21 protein-coding genes and 1 pseudogene are annotated in these 18,861 nt (G+C 62.4%); 11 read left to right on the forward strand and 11 right to left on the reverse strand.

Annotated elements, in window-relative coordinates:
* Window positions 1-12: 12 nt before the first annotated feature.
* From ACR3FF_RS03060 to ACR3FF_RS03080, 5 genes are all read right to left on the reverse strand, one after another.
* Window positions 13-660, reverse strand: coding sequence for an Sjogren's syndrome/scleroderma autoantigen 1 family protein (locus tag ACR3FF_RS03060; protein ID WP_458185939.1), 648 nt, complete (start codon window positions 658-660; stop codon window positions 13-15).
* A gap of 261 nt (window positions 661-921) precedes the next feature.
* Window positions 922-1,056, reverse strand: coding sequence for a hypothetical protein (locus ACR3FF_RS03065; protein WP_458185940.1), 135 nt, complete (start codon window positions 1,054-1,056; stop codon window positions 922-924).
* A 315-nt stretch (window positions 1,057-1,371) separates the two neighbouring features.
* Window positions 1,372-1,962, reverse strand: a complete 591-nt coding sequence (locus tag ACR3FF_RS03070; RefSeq protein ID WP_458185941.1) for an L-threonylcarbamoyladenylate synthase — start codon at window positions 1,960-1,962, stop codon at window positions 1,372-1,374.
* Window positions 1,963-2,086: 124 nt separating this feature from the next.
* Window positions 2,087-2,599: a redoxin domain-containing protein gene (locus ACR3FF_RS03075; protein ID WP_458185943.1), complete on the reverse strand. Its 513-nt coding sequence runs from the start codon at window positions 2,597-2,599 to the stop codon at window positions 2,087-2,089.
* Window positions 2,599-2,874, reverse strand: coding sequence for a glutathione S-transferase N-terminal domain-containing protein (locus ACR3FF_RS03080; RefSeq protein WP_458185945.1), 276 nt, complete (start codon window positions 2,872-2,874; stop codon window positions 2,599-2,601). Before ACR3FF_RS03080 ends, ACR3FF_RS03075 begins: the two co-directional genes overlap by 1 nt.
* Before the next feature lie 117 nt (window positions 2,875-2,991).
* Here ACR3FF_RS03080 and ACR3FF_RS03085 point away from each other — a divergent pair, with 117 nt between their 5' ends.
* A complete protein-coding gene (locus ACR3FF_RS03085) occupies window positions 2,992-4,383 on the forward strand; it encodes a hemolysin family protein (protein WP_458185947.1) in 1,392 nt (463 codons plus the stop codon).
* 239 nt (window positions 4,384-4,622) lie between these two features.
* Here ACR3FF_RS03085 and ACR3FF_RS03090 read toward each other — a convergent pair whose 3' ends face one another.
* Window positions 4,623-5,219 carry a conditioned medium-induced protein 4 gene (locus ACR3FF_RS03090; RefSeq protein ID WP_458185949.1) on the reverse strand — a complete coding sequence of 199 codons (597 nt, stop codon included), beginning with the start codon at window positions 5,217-5,219 and terminating at the stop codon, window positions 4,623-4,625.
* Window positions 5,220-5,346: 127 nt separating this feature from the next.
* On the opposite strand from ACR3FF_RS03090, the gene ACR3FF_RS03095 reads away from it, so the two are divergent.
* From ACR3FF_RS03095 to ACR3FF_RS03110, 4 genes are all read left to right on the forward strand, one after another.
* On the forward strand, window positions 5,347-5,931 hold the full coding sequence (locus ACR3FF_RS03095; protein ID WP_458185951.1) for a biotin transporter BioY: 585 nt from the start codon (window positions 5,347-5,349) through the stop codon (window positions 5,929-5,931).
* The gene (locus ACR3FF_RS03100) at window positions 5,928-6,626 is read left to right on the forward strand and encodes an energy-coupling factor ABC transporter ATP-binding protein (protein WP_458185953.1); all 699 of its coding nucleotides are present in this window, start codon (window positions 5,928-5,930) and stop codon (window positions 6,624-6,626) included. The genes ACR3FF_RS03095 and ACR3FF_RS03100 overlap by 4 nt, the downstream gene beginning before the upstream one ends.
* Window positions 6,623-7,330 carry an energy-coupling factor transporter transmembrane component T family protein gene (locus ACR3FF_RS03105; protein ID WP_458185955.1) on the forward strand — a complete coding sequence of 236 codons (708 nt, stop codon included), beginning with the start codon at window positions 6,623-6,625 and terminating at the stop codon, window positions 7,328-7,330. The genes ACR3FF_RS03100 and ACR3FF_RS03105 overlap by 4 nt, the downstream gene beginning before the upstream one ends.
* Window positions 7,331-7,417: 87 nt before the next feature.
* The gene (locus tag ACR3FF_RS03110; protein WP_458185956.1) at window positions 7,418-9,538 is read left to right on the forward strand and encodes a heterodisulfide reductase-related iron-sulfur binding cluster; all 2,121 of its coding nucleotides are present in this window, start codon (window positions 7,418-7,420) and stop codon (window positions 9,536-9,538) included.
* Between the two features lie 395 nt (window positions 9,539-9,933).
* On the opposite strand, the gene larB is transcribed toward ACR3FF_RS03110, so the two are convergent.
* The gene (gene larB / locus ACR3FF_RS03115) at window positions 9,934-10,701 is read right to left on the reverse strand and encodes a nickel pincer cofactor biosynthesis protein LarB (protein ID WP_458185958.1); all 768 of its coding nucleotides are present in this window, start codon (window positions 10,699-10,701) and stop codon (window positions 9,934-9,936) included.
* A gap of 172 nt (window positions 10,702-10,873) precedes the next feature.
* Between larB and ACR3FF_RS03120 the strand changes: the two genes are divergently transcribed.
* Both ACR3FF_RS03120 and ACR3FF_RS03125 read left to right on the forward strand, forming a co-directional pair.
* Window positions 10,874-11,041 (forward strand): DUF1931 domain-containing protein, encoded by a 168-nt coding sequence (locus tag ACR3FF_RS03120; RefSeq protein ID WP_458185959.1) that lies wholly within the window; start codon window positions 10,874-10,876, stop codon window positions 11,039-11,041.
* A gap of 183 nt (window positions 11,042-11,224) precedes the next feature.
* The gene (locus ACR3FF_RS03125) at window positions 11,225-12,475 is read left to right on the forward strand and encodes an RNA-guided endonuclease InsQ/TnpB family protein (protein WP_458185961.1); all 1,251 of its coding nucleotides are present in this window, start codon (window positions 11,225-11,227) and stop codon (window positions 12,473-12,475) included.
* A gap of 77 nt (window positions 12,476-12,552) precedes the next feature.
* On the opposite strand, the gene rpiA is transcribed toward ACR3FF_RS03125, so the two are convergent.
* Complete coding sequence (gene rpiA / locus ACR3FF_RS03130) at window positions 12,553-13,239, reverse strand: ribose-5-phosphate isomerase RpiA (protein WP_458185963.1); 687 nt, start codon at window positions 13,237-13,239, stop codon at window positions 12,553-12,555.
* A gap of 16 nt (window positions 13,240-13,255) precedes the next feature.
* On the opposite strand from rpiA, the gene ACR3FF_RS03135 reads away from it, so the two are divergent.
* The 3 genes from ACR3FF_RS03135 to ACR3FF_RS03145 all read left to right on the forward strand — a co-directional run bounded on the left by ACR3FF_RS03135 (window position 13,256) and on the right by ACR3FF_RS03145 (window position 15,531).
* Window positions 13,256-13,480, forward strand: coding sequence for a hypothetical protein (locus ACR3FF_RS03135; protein ID WP_458185964.1), 225 nt, complete (start codon window positions 13,256-13,258; stop codon window positions 13,478-13,480).
* Between the two features lie 160 nt (window positions 13,481-13,640).
* Window positions 13,641-14,885, forward strand: a complete 1,245-nt coding sequence (locus tag ACR3FF_RS03140; RefSeq protein ID WP_458185966.1) for an ABC transporter permease — start codon at window positions 13,641-13,643, stop codon at window positions 14,883-14,885.
* Window positions 14,886-15,261: 376 nt separating this feature from the next.
* Window positions 15,262-15,531 carry a DUF7553 family protein gene (locus tag ACR3FF_RS03145; RefSeq protein WP_458185968.1) on the forward strand — a complete coding sequence of 90 codons (270 nt, stop codon included), beginning with the start codon at window positions 15,262-15,264 and terminating at the stop codon, window positions 15,529-15,531.
* A 42-nt stretch (window positions 15,532-15,573) separates the two neighbouring features.
* On the opposite strand, the gene ACR3FF_RS03150 is transcribed toward ACR3FF_RS03145, so the two are convergent.
* The 3 genes and pseudogenes from ACR3FF_RS03150 to ACR3FF_RS03160 all read right to left on the reverse strand — a co-directional run bounded on the left by ACR3FF_RS03150 (window position 15,574) and on the right by ACR3FF_RS03160 (window position 17,609).
* Entirely contained in the window at window positions 15,574-16,200 is a 627-nt protein-coding gene (locus ACR3FF_RS03150; RefSeq protein ID WP_458186006.1) for a rubrerythrin family protein, read from the reverse strand.
* A gap of 219 nt (window positions 16,201-16,419) precedes the next feature.
* A pseudogene (locus tag ACR3FF_RS03155) lies at window positions 16,420-16,638 on the reverse strand (DUF7511 domain-containing protein); the annotation flags it as partial.
* 104 nt (window positions 16,639-16,742) lie between these two features.
* A complete protein-coding gene (locus ACR3FF_RS03160; RefSeq protein ID WP_458185970.1) occupies window positions 16,743-17,609 on the reverse strand; it encodes a sulfurtransferase in 867 nt (288 codons plus the stop codon).
* A 242-nt stretch (window positions 17,610-17,851) separates the two neighbouring features.
* On the opposite strand from ACR3FF_RS03160, the gene ACR3FF_RS03165 reads away from it, so the two are divergent.
* The gene (locus ACR3FF_RS03165) at window positions 17,852-18,631 is read left to right on the forward strand and encodes a sulfurtransferase (RefSeq protein ID WP_458185971.1); all 780 of its coding nucleotides are present in this window, start codon (window positions 17,852-17,854) and stop codon (window positions 18,629-18,631) included.
* Window positions 18,632-18,861: the final 230 nt, after the last annotated feature.

An 18,861-nucleotide genomic window follows, 5' to 3' on the forward strand; every position in this document is an offset into this window, starting at 1 on the left:
GTCGGTTCTGGCTTAACGCTTCGCCCGCTCGAGTGCCGCCAGCGCCTCTGCCGCTTCGCGGGTTGCACCCAGTAGTTCGCGGGCGTATCCTACGTCCTCTGTCTCCTCTGCTTCCCGTGCGAGTCGGGTTAGTTTCCGACGGAGCGCGTTCCGAGCCTCACTGAGGTCTCCCGCGTCGTCGCTACGTGTCCGCTCTGCCGGCCGCGACTCGGTGTGGCTCGTTTCCTGCCCCCGCCCTCGCGACTCTCCCGCCTGGCTCGGGGGCGTCCGTCGAGGCTGTCGTGGCGGTGTCGGTGGCTGGCTGGTCCGGGTGGGCTGGTCGGATTGACTGTGTTCGTCGGCTTCCCCGCCCGCTTCCGTTTCGGCCTCGGTCTGTTCGACTTCGATTTCGGTCGCAGGCTGTGTGCCTTCGGCCGAATCCTCCGGGGAGACACTCTCGGCTGTCGTCTCGGCGTTTCCACCGTGTTGGCACGTCGGACAGAACTCGGTTCCGTCGTGTCGGAAGATGGGGTCCCCGCAGGTGTCACAGTGTTTTCCAGTCATCGTCGCGCCCTGCAACAACAGTTCGCTCATTCGCTGTGTGGATTTTCGTGCCTCTTTGTCTTTTTCGTACTGCTGGCGGAGTTTCTCCCGCTCAGCTTCCTTATCGAAGTCGCTCATATTCGACAACAGACTGTCCAGACTCTTGCCCCTTTCCCTCGCTCTCGCCCGGAGGTTTATATACGAATCCGCGACCAAACTCGCCGTGTCGAAGATTCCCTTCAGCGAGCTCGAAACCGCGGCGTACTGCCCGCGAAAACTCTACAGGCGGAGCAGGCCGAGTGCCTCGGGGCTTGACCCCGAGGCGGTTCACTATCTCCGCGACGACGACAGCTCGCGTTCGAGTACGATTCGCTCGCCGATGTCGACCTTACGGGTCGCTCACTCGCCGTCTCTCCCGGTCGATTTCGTTCGAATATCGAACACGCGAAAGAACTCGACGCCTGGTTGGAACTCGTCTCTCCTACCGACCGTGAACGACTGGTCAACGGGAGAGACTGCCGCGGAATCGTCCACAAGGTGCTCGACCTCGAGACGCCCGTCCCGTCGATGGTGTTCACCGGAACGCCACCGAAAACGGGCGTCTGGAGCCACAGACCGTTCGAACGGTCGCGGCTGCGAAGGCGCTCTCGTGGGAACACGAGTGTCCCGTCGAATGCGCGTTCGTGGAGTACCCTGCCCACGGCATCGTCCGCGAGATTCGACTGACGACGCGTCAGAAAGCCGCGTACCGCCGCGCTATCGACGGGCCGCCACCGCGCTTGAAAAGCGAGTAAGTGCGACGCGTGCGAGTACCGTGCGGAATGCGGAGTGAAAACCCGCACGCTTCGGTCACTCCTCGGCGGCTAGCCACGTCTCTATCTCGTCGGCGTTCGCCCCTCGCCGGAGTATCTCGCCGCGTTCGACGTTCACGACGGAACTCGCCGTCCCCCCGGTCTCGCCGCCGTCGAGGACGACTGCCGCGGCGTCTCGAATCGCGCTATCGACGTCGTCTGCGCGTCTCACACTCGGCTTTCCGCTCACGTTCGCGCTCGTACTGGTGACCGGCGTCGGCGCGACGCGCCGGAGGAGTTCGAGCGCGAGTGGATGGTCGGGAATCCGAATCCCGACCCGCGTTCGGCCAGCAGTGAGTACGTCCGGCACCGCATCCCGCTTCTCACAGAGAACGGTCACGGGGCCGGGTAGAAACTCCTGCATGAACTCCCGTTCGCGTTCGGTCGGGCGGACGTACGAGCGTGCGATCTCCACGTCGGGGACCGCGAGTGAGACGGGTTTCTCTCGCGCCCGTCGTTTCGCGTCGAACACCCGTACGACGGCGTCGGGGTCGAGCGCGTCTGCGCCGAGACCGTACACGGTCTCCGTCGGATAGACGACGAGTTCGCCGCTTCGAATCGCCGCCACTGCTCGTTCGAGGTCGTCCATACACCACCTTCGACCGGTGTGTGAAAAAAGCGTAGCGTCCTCGGTCGAGACTCGTTTCTCGTCCATCGGCGAACCGCCTTCGAAAATGTGACCGTGGACCGGTCTCGCCGTGCTCGACCGGGGGTTATCGTGCTTCAATGGCGCGCTCGATTTCGTCGTACTCCGGGAACTCGGGCCACTCTGTCGCCACCCACGCGTACTCGACGACTCTCTCTTCGTCGAGCAGGAAAACGGCCGGTCGCGGTTCACTGATGCCCGCCATTCCATCTAGCTCGTTGGTGATGCCGTACTCCTCGGCGACCTCGTTCGCCGGGTCGCTGAACAGTCGGTAGTCTATCCCGCGCTCCTCGATGAGCGTCTTGTGCTCGTACGGCGTCGAGATGGAGAGACCAACGATTTGCAGGTCGTGGTCGTCGTCCCACGCCCGCTCTCGAAGTTCGTTCCAGACGTAGGTCGCCGGGAACCCGCCGTCCATCCCGTGGAAGACGAGTAGCGTCGGCCCATCCGCGGTCACGTCGGACAGCGATGCGTCTTCCCAGTACTCCGCGGTGACGAGTGGCCGCGTGAAATCGGGTACCTGCTCTCCACGTTCGGGGTGGTCGGCGTTCCCTAGTTCGACGACGTCGAAATCGACCATCACTCGTCACCTCCTGGCCCGTAGGTGTTTTCGAGGTAGGTCACGATGTTCGCACTCTCGCTCATCGTCACGCCCGTCGTCTCGTCGACGATGGCGGGGACGGTTCGTTTACCGCTGATGCGTTTGACGACGTTTCGGTCCGAGTGCATGGGTTCGACGAACCGCGAGTGGTACGGCAGGTCGTACTCCTGTAGTTTTCGAACGACGCGCTCACAGAACGGACACGCCTGTAGCCGGTACAGCGTGATGGCAGCATCTGCCGTCTCGGTGCTCATGGTCCGAAATATGGGAGAACCGCGTGTAAGGGCTTCGTTCGCGGCAGATCGACCCTTTTTTGGGTACGGCAAAAGAATAAAGAGTTAATCCCGCTGACGCTCAAGGTGGGTTATTGAATGGCACTCTCTCCGATACTCGTCGTCCTCGCGCAAACCGCGCCGCTTGATAGCGTGCTCGATATCCCGATAACCGACTCGCTCATCCAGGTTGGGGGGGTCACTGCTATCCTCATCCTCCTCGGTCTGTCGGCGTTTTTCTCCTCTTCGGAGATTGCGATGTTCTCTCTCGCCAAACACCGGGTCGAATCGCTCGTCGAAGACGGCGTCGATGGTGCCGAAACGGTCGATGCGCTGAAAAGCGATCCGCACCGACTGCTCGTGACGATTCTCGTCGGGAACAACATCGTCAACATCGCGATGTCCTCTATCGCCACGGGCCTTCTCGCGTACTTCCTCGGCAACCAGGGGCAGGCGGTCGCCATCGCTACGTTCGGCATCACGGCACTCGTCTTGCTGTTCGGCGAGAGCGCACCGAAATCGTACGCGGTCGAGAACACCGAATCGTGGGCACTCAGAATCGGGAAACCGCTCAAATACTCCGAGTATCTCCTGCTCCCGCTGGTCGTTCTCTTCGATTACCTCACGCGTCTGGTCAACCGTGTCACGGGTGGACGGTCGGCCATCGAAACCTCGTACGTCACGCGAGACGAGATACAGGACATGATCGAGACCGGCGAGCGCGAGGGCGTCATCGAAGAAGACGAACGCGAGATGCTCCAGCGCATCTTCCGGTTCAACAACACTATCGCGAAAGAAGTGATGACCCCACGGCTGGATATGATCGCCGTCCCCCAGGACGCGCCCATCAACGAGGCCATCGAGACGCTCGTTCAGGCGAACCACGAGCGCGTGCCGGTGTACGAGGGCAGTCTGGACAACGTCATCGGCATCGTCAACGTCCGAGATTTGATTCGTGAGAAAAACTACGGTGAAGCGGGCGATAGACTCAAGCTCGCCGACGTGATTCAGCCGACGCTCCACGTCCCCGAGAGCAAAAACGTGGACGAACTGCTGACCGAGATGCGCGAAAATCGCATGCAGATGGTCATCGTCATCGACGAGTTCGGGACGACGGAGGGGCTCATCACCATGGAGGACATGGTCGAAGAGATCGTCGGCGACATCCTCGAAGGCGAGGAAGAAGAGCCCATAGAGCGCATCGACGACGACACGGTCATCGTCCGTGGCGAACTCAACATCGACGAGGTGAACGAAGCGATGGACATAGACCTCCCCGAGGGCGAGGAGTTCGAGACCATCGCAGGGTTCATCTTCAACCGTGCGGGGAGACTCGTCGAGGAGGGCGAGGACATCGAGTACGACGGGGTGCGTCTCCACGTCGAGCAAGTCGAGAACACGCGCATCATGAAGGCTCGCATCACGCGCTTGAGCGATGACGAAATCGAAGCGAGCACGATGGAAGAGGGCGTCGAGTCGGGTGTCGAATAGCGGTTTCGCGTCTCGGTTTGCGCGTTCTGCGTCTCGGTTTCGTCCGTTTTCCGATGCTAATTCGGTGACTCCTGTAACTTCAGGAGTTGCGACGCTACTAATGCGACCGCGAAAGCCGCTAGGGGAATTTTCGGAAGTGATGCTGGGAAGATTCCTCCAAGGCCATGGTCTGTGAAGAAACCGTCAGTATGAACGACGGTAACGGCCAGGATGGACGACGACTGCAGAAAAAGCTCGTTTCAGAAGGAAACGTTCGTCTCCATCCCTTCGGTCGCGTCGTCCAGACCGTCCTGCTGGATGTCCTGGGCCATCCGGTCGGAGAGTTCGCGGTCCTGGAGGACGTTCTCGAACTCGTTGATGTACTGCTGGCTGACCGCCCGCGCTTCGTTTCTGGCCTCGACGACGTGCTGGTACTGGCTCACGGTCGTTTCGTTCGCATCGAGTCGCTCGGCACAGTCGGCGATGGACGTCCCGTCCGCGAGGAGGACACGGAGGGTCTCGATGTCGAAGGGAGCGTCGGTATCGGCGTCCCTGAAGAGGTGGAGGTCGAGTCGTGCTTCGGTGACGGCGTCCTCGCTCGTCCCGAGTTCGGCGGCAATCTCTTCGTCGTCGTCTCCGGCGGAGAACCGGCGGACGACGCTCACCAGTTCCGCATCACCGAGTGACGTGTCGAACGTGAATCGCTCGCGCATGTCCTCGACGATGTCACGCAGTCGCTCGTTGACTTTTTGCTCCGACCCGAGCGACCCGTGAGTTTCCTCTTGTTCCTCCGTGACCGTCGCTTCGTCGGTCACGTCTATGAAGATGTCACGGAGTTCCTCCGTCTTCTTATCCATGGCGCGTTGGTGACGGGTGAATCGTATAAAAACCTGTTGGGTGGGGGCTAAAATTTTCCATGTCGTGAACCGACGAACCAAGTCGTCAACCGAAGCAATCATGCTGGTTGACGGGCCACGATTCGCTATGTCAACCGAAACCGAGTCGGTCGACCTGGTCGGCGAACAGACCGTCGGGAACGTCGCTCGCACCGCGCTGTTCGCCGCCGTCGTCGGCGCGTTCGCGCAGGTGTCGTTTCCCAACCCCCTCGCACCGGCGATTCCCGTCACACTGCAGGTGCTCGGCGTCTTCCTCGCCGGACTCTTCCTGGGTCCGTTGTGGGGAAGCGCGTCGCTCGTCCTCTATCTCGTCGCGGGCGCTGTCGGCGCACCGGTCTTCGCGGGTGGGTCTGCCGGATTCGTCGAACTGGTCGGTCTGACGGGTGGCTACCTGCTCTCGTACCCCATCGCCGCGTTCGTCGTCGGCGCCATCGTCCACGGTGGGCTGACGCTCCACAATCCGAATCGAGCCGGTATCCCTCGTCTCGTCGCGGGCATGCTCGCCGGTACGGTCGTCATCTACGCCTTCGGGACCGTCGGCTTCTCCATCGTCGGGAACTACGCGCTCGCCGACGCCTTCATGGTGTCGGCGCTGGCGTTCGTCCCCTTCGAGGCGTTCAAAATCGCCGCCGCGGTCGGTATCGTCCGGAGCGACCGTATCACTGCCGAATGATAACGACACGGAATCTCGTCCACCGATTCGGCGACGCGGTCGCGCTCGACGGCATCTCACTCACCGTTCCCGACGGTCAGTTCGTCGTCATCACCGGCTCGAACGGGAGCGGAAAGACGACGCTCGTCCGGCACTTCAACGGGCTACTCACGCCAGACGAGGGAGGGGTATCGGTCGACGGGACGCCGGTCGAAGCCGACCTCGTGGCTGCACGAACGCGCGTCGGCATGGTGTTCCAGCACCCACGCGACACCTTCGTTTCCGCGACCGTCGGCGGGGACGTCGCCTTCGGTCCCGAGAATCTTGGTCTCTCCCACGACGACATCGACCGCAGGGTCGAGTCGGCGCTGTCCGCGGTCGGGATGACCGACCGCCGTGATGCACGAATCGATACCCTCTCCGGTGGTGAGTGCCAGCGGGTCGCCATCGCGGGCGCGCTGGCGATGGAACCGGCCCACCTCGTATTGGACGAACCGTTCACTGGACTGGACGCCCCCGCCCGCGAGTCGGTCGTCTGCCACCTCGCCGACCTCGCTGCTGAGGGAACCGGCGTCGTCGTCGTCACCCACGACCTGCGCGACGTGTGGCCGCTCGCAGACCGCGTGGTCGCTCTCGCTGCCGGCCGAGTGGCCGTCGATGACTCGCCCGGGGAGGTGGCAGACGACCTCGCCGAACTCGGTGTGCGCGTGCCATGACGCTCGCGTATCGACCGTCCGGTTCGTTCGCGGAGCGCACCGACCCCCGGGTGAAACTACTCTTTCAGGCCACGTTCGCTGTCGCTGCGTTCGCACACACCACACCCCGGGGCCTCGGTGCGCTGACCGCGGTGGTCGCACTGGTGCTCGCGGGGGCCGCCACGTCCCCGCTCTGGGTGCTCCGCGAGTTTCGGTACGTCCTCCCGTTCCTGCTCGGTGGTCCGGCGTTCGCGGCGTTGTCGCTCGGTCCCCCGTGGGTGGTCCCGGCGGAGGCAGTCGCACCTGCGCTGGCGAGCTATCGCGTCTTCCTCGTGCTCTGTGTCAGCGCGGCCTACGTCCGCACGACACCGGTTCGGGAGTCGCGCGCGGCGGTCCAGTGGCTGCTGCCGGGACGACCGGGGCAGTTCCTTGGGATGGGTGTCGCGTTCGTCTTCCGGTTTCTGCCGGTCTTTCAGGCCGATTTACGGGCGATTCGGGAATCGATGGCCTCTCGTCTCGGCACCCGACGGCCGCTCGCCGAGCGGATGCAACTCGTCGGGACGGCGGGACTGGCGCGTGCGTTCGACCGCGCCGACCGGTTCTCGCTCGCGCTCCGCGCTCGCTGTTTCGCGTGGAACCCGACCCTTCCCCCGCTGTCGATTTCGCGGTGGGACGTGCCGGTCGTTTCTCTCACGCTCGTAATACTGGGCTGGGCACTCGCATAAACTCCAAACGAGTTTCTTATTCTCGCACGACGGCGCAGAGATAGATGGGAAGTAAGACTTAAGCAAGTCGTCTCCACCTGATAAAACATGGCAAACCTCGTGCTCGCACAGACGACGGGTACCACGCGCCCGACGTTCTGGAAAATCGGGCTGCTGGGTGAGGCGTTGTTCTACTACCTCGCCGCAGTGACCGTGCTCGTTTTCCTCTTCGGTGTGTACCAGCGGTTCACACGGTACACCGACGGGGAGCAAGACTGGTTCGACCGACTGGACGACCTACCGGGACGCATCGTGCGCGCGGCGAAAATCGTCGTTTCGAACGAGAAGCAGTTCAACCGCGACCTTTACGGCGGGTTGATGCACGCGTTCATCCTGTGGGGCTTTCTGACCCTGCTCATCGGGACGACGATTCTCGCCATCGACATGGACGTCTACCGGAAGTTCACCCACTACGTCCTCGGGAACGAACAGTCGTTTTTCGTCGGCGACTTCTACCTCGCCTACTCGCTCGTGATGGACGCGATGGGCTTGCTGTTCGTCGTCGGCGTGGGGATGGCCATCTACCGGCGCTACTGGGTGCGCAATCACCGTCTCTGGGGTAAACACACCGGTCGGGAAGACGACCTGTTCATCTGGACGCTGTTCTTGCTCGGCGTCGGCGGCTACGTTACGGAAGGCGTGCGCATCCTCGGAACTGGCGCTTCGGATTTTGAGACGGTGAGCTTCGTCGGCTGGTTCGTCAAGGATCTGTTGGTCGTCGCCGGCGTCACGCCCGCGATGGCGACCGCGTGGTATCCCGTGACGTGGTGGTCACACGCGCTCATCGCGCTCGTCTTCGTCGCGTCGATTCCCTACGCCAAGCCCTTCCATATGCTCTCGTCGTTCGCTAACGTCGTCACCCGCGACGAGAAGGCGGGCAAACGGCTCCCGGGCGTCCCCTCGGACGCTAGCCCCGAGGAGATCGGCGCGACCTCTATCGACGACTTCTCGTGGCGACAGCTGCTCGACCAGGACGCCTGCACGAAGTGCGGTCGCTGTTCGTCGGTCTGCCCCGCGAAGGCGTCCGGTCGGCCACTCGACCCTCGTGACGTGATTCTCGACCTGAAACAGTACCGCGAGAATCTTGATTCGGGCCAGACGGACGAAAAGCCCATCGTCGCGGACGGCGGAGCGAGCGTCATCGACAGCGAGACGATGGAATCCTGCATGGCTTGCATGGCCTGCATGGACGCCTGCCCGGTCGACATCGAACATCTCACCTCCTTCACCGACATGAACCGCCGACTCACCGAGTCCGGCCAGATGGACGCCAACGTCCAGGACGCGATGATGAACGTCTTCCAGAACGGGAATGCCTTCGGCGACCCCGAGCGCACGCGCCCAGACTGGACGGACGAACTCGACTTCGAGATTCCGGACGCCCGCGAAGAGGACGTGGAATTCCTCTGGTACGTCGGCGACTACCCGTCCTATGACGAGCGCAACCGCCGGGTCGCGCGCTCGCTGGCGACCATCTTCCACGAGACGGGCATCTCCTACGGTATCCTCTACGAAGACGAGCGAAACGACGGCAACGACGTTCGCCGCGTCGGCGAGGAAGGGCTCTACGAGATGCTGGTCGAGGACAACGTCGCCGCCTTCGAGGAGTGCGAGTTCGACAAAATCGTCTGTACCGACCCGCACAGCTACAACACGTTCGAAAACGAGTATCCGGAGATGGCAGAGGAGTTCGACGCCCCGGTCTACCACTACACGCAGGTCGTCGAAGAGCTGTTCCAGTCGGGCCGGATGGGTCTGTCGGGCACCGAACTCGATTACACCGTCACCTACCACGACCCGTGTCACCTCGGGCGGTACAACGACGAGTACGAGGCCCCCCGAGAAATCGTCCGCGCGACCGGGTGTACGCTGGACGAGATGCCGCGCAACCGCGCCAACTCGTTTTGCTGTGGCGGCGGCGGTGGCGGTCTCTGGATGGACTTCGAGGAAGATCCCAAGCCGAGCGAGGAGCGCATCCGCGAAGCACTGGAGGACACCGACGCCGCGAACGCAGTCGAGAAGTTCGTCGTCGCCTGCCCGATGTGCATGACGATGTACGAAGACGGCCGCAAGACCGGTGATTTCGAGGACGACATCGAGATCGTGGACGTGGCCGAACTCGTCGTCGAGGCGCTGGGTGCCGAAGAGCGAATCAAAGTCTCCGCGTAACCCCGACCCCGATTTCTATTTTCCCGTCGTCTGACTCGGCTACTGGTGTCATCTTCGTCGATAACTGCGACTGTGTGCTAGCTCTGCTGGCTTCTCCGTGGTCGAAACTGGGGGGCAACACACCGACCCGGCAGAGTTACTCCCGGTTAGCGGGTGTTGCGAGGACAGAATACCACAACCACAGGATTCTGTAGGGTACGAGACCGCGACCGCAGAACACGAGACCGCATCCGCAGAACGCGCTAGAGTCACCACCGCACAGCAGGAGACGCTAGGGCAACGTACCGCGACCGGAGAGCGGCGGGTCGGCTCTCGACCTCCGAAACACCCGTCAGTCCATTCCAGTGGAAAACAATAAATTCCCGCCGAAAACAGTAGCTTTCAGTACAAATTCGTTACTCCGTCGTCGCCGCGTCGACTGCGCGCGCTATCAACCCGGCCTGTGCGCCCGCGACGAAGCCGGCGTCGATGTTCACGGTCGAGAGGACGGTACAGGACTGCAACATTCCCGAAAGCGCGGCCTCACCCCCGCTCGCGTGGCCGTAGCCGTTCGACACCGGGAGTCCGATGACTGGGGTGTTCACCAGTCCCGCCACGACGGTCGGGAGCGCGCCCTCGCGTCCGGCGGCGACGACGAGCACGTCCGCAGCGCGGAGGGCGTCCACCTCGTCTATCACGCGCACCAGCGACGCGACGCCGACGTCGTGGTACTCCTTGACGGTCGCGCCCATCTCCTCGGCGACGATGGCGGCCTCGCCGGCGGGAATCGCGTCGCTTGTGCCCGCACTGACGATGCCGACGGTGGCGTCGAGTTCGGGTGGTTCGAACGCCGCCGCGTGCGCGACGACCACGCCGGCGCGCTCGTGGGTTCGAACGTCCGCACTCGGATGCTCCTCCGCGAGGCGCGCGCGGACGGCTTCGACCTGCTCGTCGTCCGCACGGGTGACCAGTGCGCGGCCCGCCGTCTCGACTGCGGTCGTCGCGAGCGCGGCCACCTCGTCCGGTGTCTTTCCGTCACAGAGTACGGCCTCTGGAACACCTCGCCGCGTCTCGCGCGCGGCGTCGAATCGACCGGCCTCACTGGTTGCGTAGCCCGAAATCTTCGCTTCCGCTTCAGCGACGCTCAGCCTCCCGTCAGCGACGGCCTCGAGTAATTCGCGCATATTCGACCTTCTGTGCCCCTCCTACTCCCGTCTGTCGGCTCGACTCAATCGTATGTTCTGTACTTAAATCTTTTGGCGCTCCCGGCAGAGTGGGGTGGAATCTTCGAAACGTGGCCGTTCGCCGAAGAATTTGGGAAACTTTATTAGCTGGGCTACGGAACGTCGAACTTGTATGGCAGACCTTATTGTCAAAGCCGCTGTGAAAGAAGCGCTCGACGACAAAAACGTTGCGTCGGACTTCTACGACGCACTCGACGAAGAAGTCGCAGGTCTCCTCGACGACGCCGCCCGACGCGCCGAGGAAAACGACCGAAAGACGGTCCAGCCGCGCGACCTGTAAAAACGACACGTTCTTTCATTTATCCCCGACCGACCAGCGACGGCTATCTTTCTCCAAGGAGAGAATCCCGCCGTTTACGGCGGGAGTGAATCCGACAGCCCCGATACAAACCACCGTCAATGGCAGTCAGGATATTCCACGCTAATCCACACCATTAAGTAAGTTTGTCTACATAGGCTATATATGGCGATTCAGGTCACTCGCACCTACGTTGGTTCCATCCAGAACCACCGACAGGTCTGCGATGGCCTCGATTCGCTCGGAGATTCCGCCTCCAAAATCTGGAACGTCGCACGATGGACAGCCGACCGAATCTGGGACGAAACCGGTGAAATCCCCGACGAAGGCGTGCTGAAATCGTACATGAAGAACCAGTCGTGCTGGAAAGACCTGAACGCACAATCCAGTCAGAAAGTCATTGAAGAACTTTCTGACGCTTTCCAGTCATGGTTCGACCTGCGACAGAAAGACGACACGGCGAACCCGCCCGGCTACCGCAAACACGGCGATACCCGACCACGTTCCACGGTCACATTCAAAGCAGACGGCTTCAAACACGACCCCGAGAACAACCGCGTCCGACTCAGTAAAGGCTCGAATCTCAAAGAACACTTCTCGGACTTCCTCCTCTGCGAGTACCAAACCCGACCCGACGTTGACCTCTCAGAAGTCAACAAGGTACAGAACGTCCGTGCGGTCTGGAACGGCGACGGATGTGAACTCCACTTCGTCTGCAAAGTCAGCCTCAAAACGAACGACTCAGCAGGCAACGGTGTTGCAGGCATCGACCTCGGCATCACAAACATCGCCACGGTCGCATTCCCCAACGAATACGTCCTGTACCCCGGCAACTCGCTCAAACAGGACAAGCACTACTTCAAACGTGCCGAGTACGACACGGAAGGCGAGAACGGCCCATCGGAGAAGGCGAAGTGGGCACGTCGAAAACTCGCTGACCGCGAGACGCACTTCTACCATACTCTTGCAGACGCCATCATCACGGAGTGTGTCGAACGCGGTGTTGGAACTCTCGCGGTGAGTTGGCCTGAGGACGTTCGAGAGTTTGACTGGGGTAAAACTGGGAACAAGAAGTTGCATACGTGGGCGTTCGACCGCATCTACCAGTACCTCGACTACAAGGGCGAAGAACGCGGTGTCGAGGTTCTCAAGGAGAACGAGTGGGAGACGTCGAAGACGTGTTCAAAGTGTGGTGACGACACGAAAGCGAACCGGAAGCACCGTGGCTTGTACGTCTGCTCGTCATGTGGGTTGGTCGGGAACGCGGATTGCAACGGAGCGGAGAATATGCGGCAGAAGATAACTTCGAGTCCTCACGGCGAGGATAGGAGTAACGGCTGTGTGGCACAGCCATCGACATACTTGTTCGACCGCGAGAGCGGGACGTTCAACACGAGAGAACAAGTCGTGTCGTAGACCGGCAAATATCCCACCTGCGGGACGGGAAGCCTCACCGTTTACGGCGAGGAGGATGTCACCGGTTTCTCTGACCGTTACAGGCGCATCACATCGACGCCGGCGTCGGTTCCGACGTGAATCTCGTCCGCCATCCCGACGAACAGGCCGTGTTCTACGACGCCTGGAACTGCCGAGAGGTCGCTGGCGAGTTCGCCCGGCGAGTTGATTTCGCCGAACGAACAGTCGAGGACGAGGTTCCCGTTGTCGGTTACGACCGGACCGTCCTTGTGTTCTGCCTCGCGCAAGTCGGGGGTCCCACCCAGCACGCGCACGTCGTCGGCCGCCGTCGTTCGCGCGGCGGGGAGCACCTCCACCGGGACGGGATGGGTGAGACGCTCGGCGGCCTTGCTCGGGTCGGCGACGACGAGCAATCGGTTCGCCGCACCGTCGACCACCTTCTCTCGGGCGTGTGCCGCACCCCCACCCTTGACGAGGTGCGGCCCGGCGAACTGGTCTGCGCCGTCGATAGCGAGGTCGATAGCCGACACCGAGTCGAGGTCGACCAGCGGCACTCCCACGTCGCGGGCCAACTGCCGCGACTGATACGAAGTCGGGACGCCGTGTACGTCGAGTCCGGCGTCCACCTTCCGCCCGATGGCTCGAATCGCGTAGGCCGCGGTGCTCCCCGTGCCGAGACCGACCACCATGCCGTCTTCGACCGCCTCCGCAGCACTCTCGCCCGCGTTTCGTTTCGCCTCGTCGCTTCCACCCGTCGTTTTCATGTGAGTCGCTTCTCGTGTGTGTCGAAAAAAGCTTGCGAGCAGGGACGTGGGGAGGTCGGTCGCCGGGGGGACGTGGTTACGTGCTGGCGGTAGAGTCGTCGATAGCACACTCGTCGGTGGCGCGCTGGCGGTGCGGAGCGGGCCGCTCGGTGGCCGCTCCCGAAAACCGCACATGTTCGTCGGTATCTCCGGAACGGACTGTCTGCCGACCTGCCGACGCCCGCGCCACCGTGGGAGGTGAGCCACCAGTCGTCGAACTCCATCCGTCGGTTCGTCCGTCGTTGCGTCCGTCTCCCCCTTTCGTTCGGCGGCAGGGTTTTGTGGTGTTGTTCCCTTCTGACGTGTATGACCGCTGGCCGCGACACGACCGAGAGCGATTGCGAGAGTCGGGAGTCAGACTGATGGACGTCCGCCAGATTTTCAGCATGAGCTGGCGCTCCATCCGGAGCCACAAACTCCGTTCGTCGCTGACGACCCTCGGCGTCATCATCGGCGTGGCGGCCGTTATCGCGCTCGCGACGCTCGGTGCGAGCGTACAGGCGAGCATCATCGGTGACGTGGGCGGCGAGGAGGCCCAGAACGTCTACATCTGGGCCGGCCCGGACACGCAGAACGGTGGTGGCGGTGCGCCCGGCGCGGGCGCACAACCCGTGTTCACCCAGCGCGATGTCGACCGCATCTCCGAAATCGAGGGCGTCGAAACCGTCATCCCCCGCGGCACCGTCCCCACGTCCGGCTTGCGCTACCGGGACGACACCGTCGCCCGAAATCAGGTCGTCGCCATCACCCCCGCGTACTTCGACGGGGCGGAGTTCGAATCGGGTCGCGCCTTCGACTCCGGGGCGCGCGAAGTCGTCCTGAACACGGCTGCCGCCACGCAGTTCGAGCAGAACGTGACGGTCGGCGAGACGCTCGCCATCCTCCGAGCGAACGGTTCGGTCGCCAACGCCACCGTCGTTGGCATCCTCAACGGGTCGGCGAGTCGGGGGCCGTTCGAGGGTTTCGCCTCCCAGCCGCGGGTCTACGCACCGACCGACCCCTTCTACGAGACGAGCGTGCAGGTCAACGGTGAGAATCGGCGCGTCTACCCGCTGATGACGGTCGTCACGACCAGTCCCGACGCGGTCGAACCCACTCGGGACCGGGTGCTCACGTACCTCGAAAATGAGTCGGACGCCGCGTCGCTCGTCCCCTCGGATTACGTCTTCAGTGCCCAGACGAACGAGGAACTGCTCCAGCAGGTACAGGACCTGCTCAACACGCTGACTGGCTTCGTCACGGGAATCGCCGTCATCTCGCTCGTCGTTGGCTCTATCGGCATCGCCAACATCATGCTGGTGAGCGTCACCGAGCGTACAAAGGAGATCGGCATCATGAAAGCGGTGGGCGCACAGAAACGCGATATCGTCCAGTTGTTCCTCGTAGAAGCCGTCATGCTGGGCTTGCTCGGCGCGCTCCTGGGCACGCCGCTCGGTGTCGTCGGCGCGTACCTCGTTGCGGGCTACATCGACGTGTCGCTCGTCTTTCCGCTAGAGTGGTTCGGTATCGCGGTGAGCGTCGGTGTCCTCGTTGGCGTGGTCGCCGGACTGTATCCGGCGTGGAGCGCGGCCCGCACCGACCCCATCGACGCCCTCCGTTACGAGTAAAAAAGGCTGGCACATCGAAGCCACAACTACAGGTGGCTATCTCTCGCATCGTTAATTGGATGCGGTCGCCCCCGCATTCACGAATGGACGGTGGGGGGTTCTCATTTCCCTGCATCCCCCCGACGCAACGCGCCCGAATCAGTCTTCGGCCCGGAGAACATCAGGTTCCTCGACGACGACCAACCAGTGGGGTGGGAGGGGATATCGCCGCTCTGTGGTCCCACGGCCGGTGCCAGTGTTCGAAATCAGGGCCACAGAGTACGGCGACGACGTTTTCGAGTCGTTCGACCAGGACTCGGTGACCAGTACCGCTCATCGGCCGAACGGTCGACCCACCGCCCACAGCACTATCTTCGTTTGTCTCGTATCCCTGCCTATGCCACGTGAGCAACTGGTACAAGCGGCAGAGGAACTGAAACAGGCCAGTGCGACAGTTTCGGGCGAGACGGAAGACCGTCTGGTGTCGCAGGCCGACTCGCTCCGAACCCTCGCGCAGGCCGACCGCGGTCCGGACCACGGTCGACTCGACCGAATCATGCACGCGCTTTCGGAACTGAAAGCCGAGGTAGACGACGAGACTGCGGAGCGAATCGACAGCGCCTACGACCACGTCGAGGCGCATCGTGAGACCGTGAGCGGGGTGTGACGACGCTACCCTGAATGCGACGCCGTCCCGCACTCGAAACGTCTAGCACACCGGTTTCGGATTGACGCCCATCGACTCCAGCGACTCGGTGTACTCCTCGTAGGCCGCCCGAATCGCACCATCGGCGGCCTCTCTCGCTTCGTCCCAATCGTCGTCGGAGTCGCAGGTGTCTGCGAGCACGCTGAGCGTTCGGTCTAACTGGTCGCCGAGGTCGCCTTTCAGGTCGCGGAACAACTGTGCCGTCTGCGGGTCGGCCTGTCCCGTGAAAAAGCCCGTCAGTTGCGACTTCGACTTCTCGCTCGCCAGCGTGCGCCCGACGAACCCGCCGAGGCGTGCGCACGTGCCGTCCAGTCCGCGCAAGAACTCGTGTAGGGCGGGCGTCTCTCCCGGTTCGTGGTCGTCTCCCTTCTCGGCGACCGTCTCGTAGTGGGCCTGTTCGGTCGCTGCGATGTCGGCGAATAGGTCGCTCGCCTGGGCGTCGCTTTCTTCGTCGGCCCACTGCTCGAACGTCCGGCGGGCAGCGTACTCGGCGTCTGCTGCGGCACGAAACACTTCGTCGGATTCCATCTCGCCTCCCGTGGCGGCGTACAGCGATTTCGAAGAACCAAGGCGCGAGAGGGCAGTTTCGTTCTCTTTTCGGACGGCGTCGACGAACTCCTCGGAATTCATGGCACAGCATACTGGCGCATCTCGCTTGAACTCTCCGACTGCTCCGGTACAGTGTGGGCCATTTCGGTGGTCGTGCCGATATCGAATCTGCGTGCCGGACGGGCACGTCGCCGTCCTCCGGCCGTCCAGCGTCAGGCACGATGCAGACCCAGGATGCAGAGCCGCGGTATCGCGGGAGAATGAACGTTCTCGGCCGGGTCTGCTGATTACCCATCGAGACATTCGTTGCATATGACTCGCATTGGCCGGATAAATCGTACACCTGTCCGGTCGGCCGTCGTACTCGACGACGACCGACGACAGTTCGAACTGGTAGTTGGTGGCACTCGGTTTTGGTTCGGCCGGTTCGTCGGTGACGTCGAAACGTCCGGTCGCTTTGTCCTCGTTAGGTTCACTGGATGCCACGATATAGAGATTCGACCTCGTCTCAATAACCACTGCTAGTTTTTCTCCATAGCGATATGTGACACTCTCCAGTCACGTGTGTCTCCGCCTTCCAGTCCCGACAAATGTCGTTTTCGCTCGCGTGGGACGTTCAGCGATTACTTTTCGCTCCCGGTTTCGATGGGGGCGTCGACCAGGTTCCCCCACTCGGTCCACGACCCGTCGTAGTTCACGACGTTGTCGTACCCGAGCAGTTCAGAGAGCGCGAACCACGCGATGGAGGACCGCTCCCCGATGCGGCAGTAGGCGACGACCTCCTGGTCGTTGGTGACGCCCTCGCTCTCATAGAGGTCGCGGAGTTCGTCGGCGCTCTTGAACGTTCCATCGGGGTTGACCGTCGCGGCCCACGAGACGTTCGACGCGCCGGGGATGTGGCCGCCGCGCTGTGCCGTCTCCTGCAGTCCGGGTGGGGCAAGCACTTCGCCGCTGAACTCTTCGGGGCTTCGCACGTCCACGAGGGGGACGCCACGGTCGATCGCCTTCTCCACGTCGTCGCGGTAGGCACGGATGCCCTCGAACGGGCCGCGAGCGTCGTACTCGACTTCCGGGAACGCCGGTGTTTCGTCCGTCGTCGGATAGTCGTTTTCGAGCCAGTAGTCGCGTCCGCCGTCGAGCAGGCGCACGTCGCGGTGGCCGTAGTATTTGAACTGCCAGTAGGTGTACGCCGCGAACCAGTTGGAGTTGTCGCCGTAGAGGACGACGGTCGAATCTTCGCCGATGCCGTGGCTACCGAGCAGTTCCTCGAAGTCGTCTCTCTCGAGGATGTCTCGTTTCGTCTGGTCCTGGAGTTGGGTCTCCCAGTTGAAGCCGATTGCACCGAGCGCGTGGGCGTCGTCGTAGGCTTCGGTGTCCACGTCGACTTCGACGAGACGATACTCCGGGTCGTCGCTCTGGAACTCGTCCAGGTGGTCTTCTACCCAGTCGGCGGAAACGAGGACGTCCTTTGCGTAGTCACTGTCGCTCATGCAGGCTTACATACTGACGCCCGGATTATATCCCCTTTACTGCCGGTAGGTTCCGCCCATTGTCGAGCGTACCGGCAATCCTGGCCGTCGAATCTCGAACCGGTCGGGAAATCCCACACGGACCGGCCGCTCTGAATCCCCACGCCCCGCCAGATGCGGAAATAATCTCCGCTAACTCCGGTAACACGCGTCATTCGACGGAACCCGGAGTGCTAAGGCGCTGGCGTCACTACCGAAATCCGATGCACGAGAACGTCGTCGTCACAGCGGAGTGGCTCGCCGACCGACTGGAGGAGGTGCAGGTCGTGGACGTTCGCGACGCGTGGGAGTACGAGGGTATCGGCCACGTCCCCAGCGCGACGAACGTCCCGTTCGAACGGTTTCGCTCCGCCGACGCGGCCGATGCCGGGATGCTCCCCGGTGGTGAGACGTGGGCAGACCTGCTCGGTGGCGTCGGTATCGACGAATCGGATACAGTCGTCGCCTACGACGACATGCACGGCGTGTTCGCGGCCCGATTTCTCGTCACTGCGGAGGTGTACGGCCACGAAGACCTCTTCCTGCTGGACGGTGATTTCAGCTCGTGGCAGCGCGAACACGAGACGACGACGAACGCACCCGACCCCGAACCGACCGCGTACCACGTTCGAGAGCCCGACGATTCACCACTCGTCGGACGCGAGGCGGTCCAGGCCGCCATAGACGACCCGGATTCGGTGCTTGTGGACACCCGCGCCCCCGAGGAGTTCGCCAAGGGCCACCTGCCCGGTGCGGTCAACGTCGATTGGCTCGACCTCGTGGACGACGAGACTCGCGGTCTGAAGTCCTCGGACGAACTTCGTTCCGTACTCGAATCGAGTGGTGTCACGCCCGACGACCGGGTCATTCTCTACTGTAATACGGCCCGACGCATCAGCCACACGTACGTCGTGCTCTCATACCTCGGCTACGAGAACCTGGGATTTTACGAGGGAAGTCTCACCGAGTGGACCGAAACGGACGGCGAACTCGAAACGGCGTAGAGATACCTGCTCCCGGAGCGCTAACGCGGCAATCCTCGGTTCGTCGCACCGCGGTCGTCTCGCGAACTGGTGTCACTGACGAAATGCAGGACAGACGTCGTTTCCGTTCGGTAACTTTCACAGAGGCCGTTGTAACGTGGAATACCGGCTGAGAGGCAGGAGATAACGTTGAATACTGCTTTCTCTCACAAACATCCCCGCTATCGTGGTCGTTTCTTGGTGTGAACCTA

It is taken from the genome of Haladaptatus ordinarius (genome assembly GCF_054177595.1).

Excerpts from the sequence above, each read along its gene's own strand:
- ACR3FF_RS03060 (WP_458185939.1), bottom strand. The coding sequence starts at position 660 with ATGAGCGACTTCGATAAGGAAGCTGAGCGGGAGAAACTCCGCCAGCAG.
- ACR3FF_RS03070 (WP_458185941.1), bottom strand. The coding sequence starts at position 1,962 with ATGGACGACCTCGAACGAGCAGTGGCGGCGATTCGAAGCGGCGAACTC.
- ACR3FF_RS03075 (WP_458185943.1), bottom strand. The coding sequence starts at position 2,599 with ATGGTCGATTTCGACGTCGTCGAACTAGGGAACGCCGACCACCCCGAA.
- ACR3FF_RS03080 (WP_458185945.1), bottom strand. The coding sequence starts at position 2,874 with ATGAGCACCGAGACGGCAGATGCTGCCATCACGCTGTACCGGCTACAG.
- ACR3FF_RS03085 (WP_458185947.1), top strand. The coding sequence starts at position 2,992 with ATGGCACTCTCTCCGATACTCGTCGTCCTCGCGCAAACCGCGCCGCTT.
- ACR3FF_RS03090 (WP_458185949.1), bottom strand. The coding sequence starts at position 5,219 with ATGGATAAGAAGACGGAGGAACTCCGTGACATCTTCATAGACGTGACC.
- ACR3FF_RS03095 (WP_458185951.1), top strand. The coding sequence starts at position 5,347 with ATGTCAACCGAAACCGAGTCGGTCGACCTGGTCGGCGAACAGACCGTC.
- ACR3FF_RS03100 (WP_458185953.1), top strand. The coding sequence starts at position 5,928 with ATGATAACGACACGGAATCTCGTCCACCGATTCGGCGACGCGGTCGCG.
- ACR3FF_RS03105 (WP_458185955.1), top strand. The coding sequence starts at position 6,623 with ATGACGCTCGCGTATCGACCGTCCGGTTCGTTCGCGGAGCGCACCGAC.
- ACR3FF_RS03110 (WP_458185956.1), top strand. The coding sequence starts at position 7,418 with ATGGCAAACCTCGTGCTCGCACAGACGACGGGTACCACGCGCCCGACG.
- larB (WP_458185958.1), bottom strand. The coding sequence starts at position 10,701 with ATGCGCGAATTACTCGAGGCCGTCGCTGACGGGAGGCTGAGCGTCGCT.
- ACR3FF_RS03120 (WP_458185959.1), top strand. The coding sequence starts at position 10,874 with ATGGCAGACCTTATTGTCAAAGCCGCTGTGAAAGAAGCGCTCGACGAC.
- ACR3FF_RS03125 (WP_458185961.1), top strand. The coding sequence starts at position 11,225 with ATGGCGATTCAGGTCACTCGCACCTACGTTGGTTCCATCCAGAACCAC.
- rpiA (WP_458185963.1), bottom strand. The coding sequence starts at position 13,239 with ATGAAAACGACGGGTGGAAGCGACGAGGCGAAACGAAACGCGGGCGAG.
- ACR3FF_RS03140 (WP_458185966.1), top strand. The coding sequence starts at position 13,641 with ATGGACGTCCGCCAGATTTTCAGCATGAGCTGGCGCTCCATCCGGAGC.
- ACR3FF_RS03145 (WP_458185968.1), top strand. The coding sequence starts at position 15,262 with ATGCCACGTGAGCAACTGGTACAAGCGGCAGAGGAACTGAAACAGGCC.
- ACR3FF_RS03150 (WP_458186006.1), bottom strand. The coding sequence starts at position 16,200 with ATGAATTCCGAGGAGTTCGTCGACGCCGTCCGAAAAGAGAACGAAACT.
- ACR3FF_RS03160 (WP_458185970.1), bottom strand. The coding sequence starts at position 17,609 with ATGAGCGACAGTGACTACGCAAAGGACGTCCTCGTTTCCGCCGACTGG.
- ACR3FF_RS03165 (WP_458185971.1), top strand. The coding sequence starts at position 17,852 with ATGCACGAGAACGTCGTCGTCACAGCGGAGTGGCTCGCCGACCGACTG.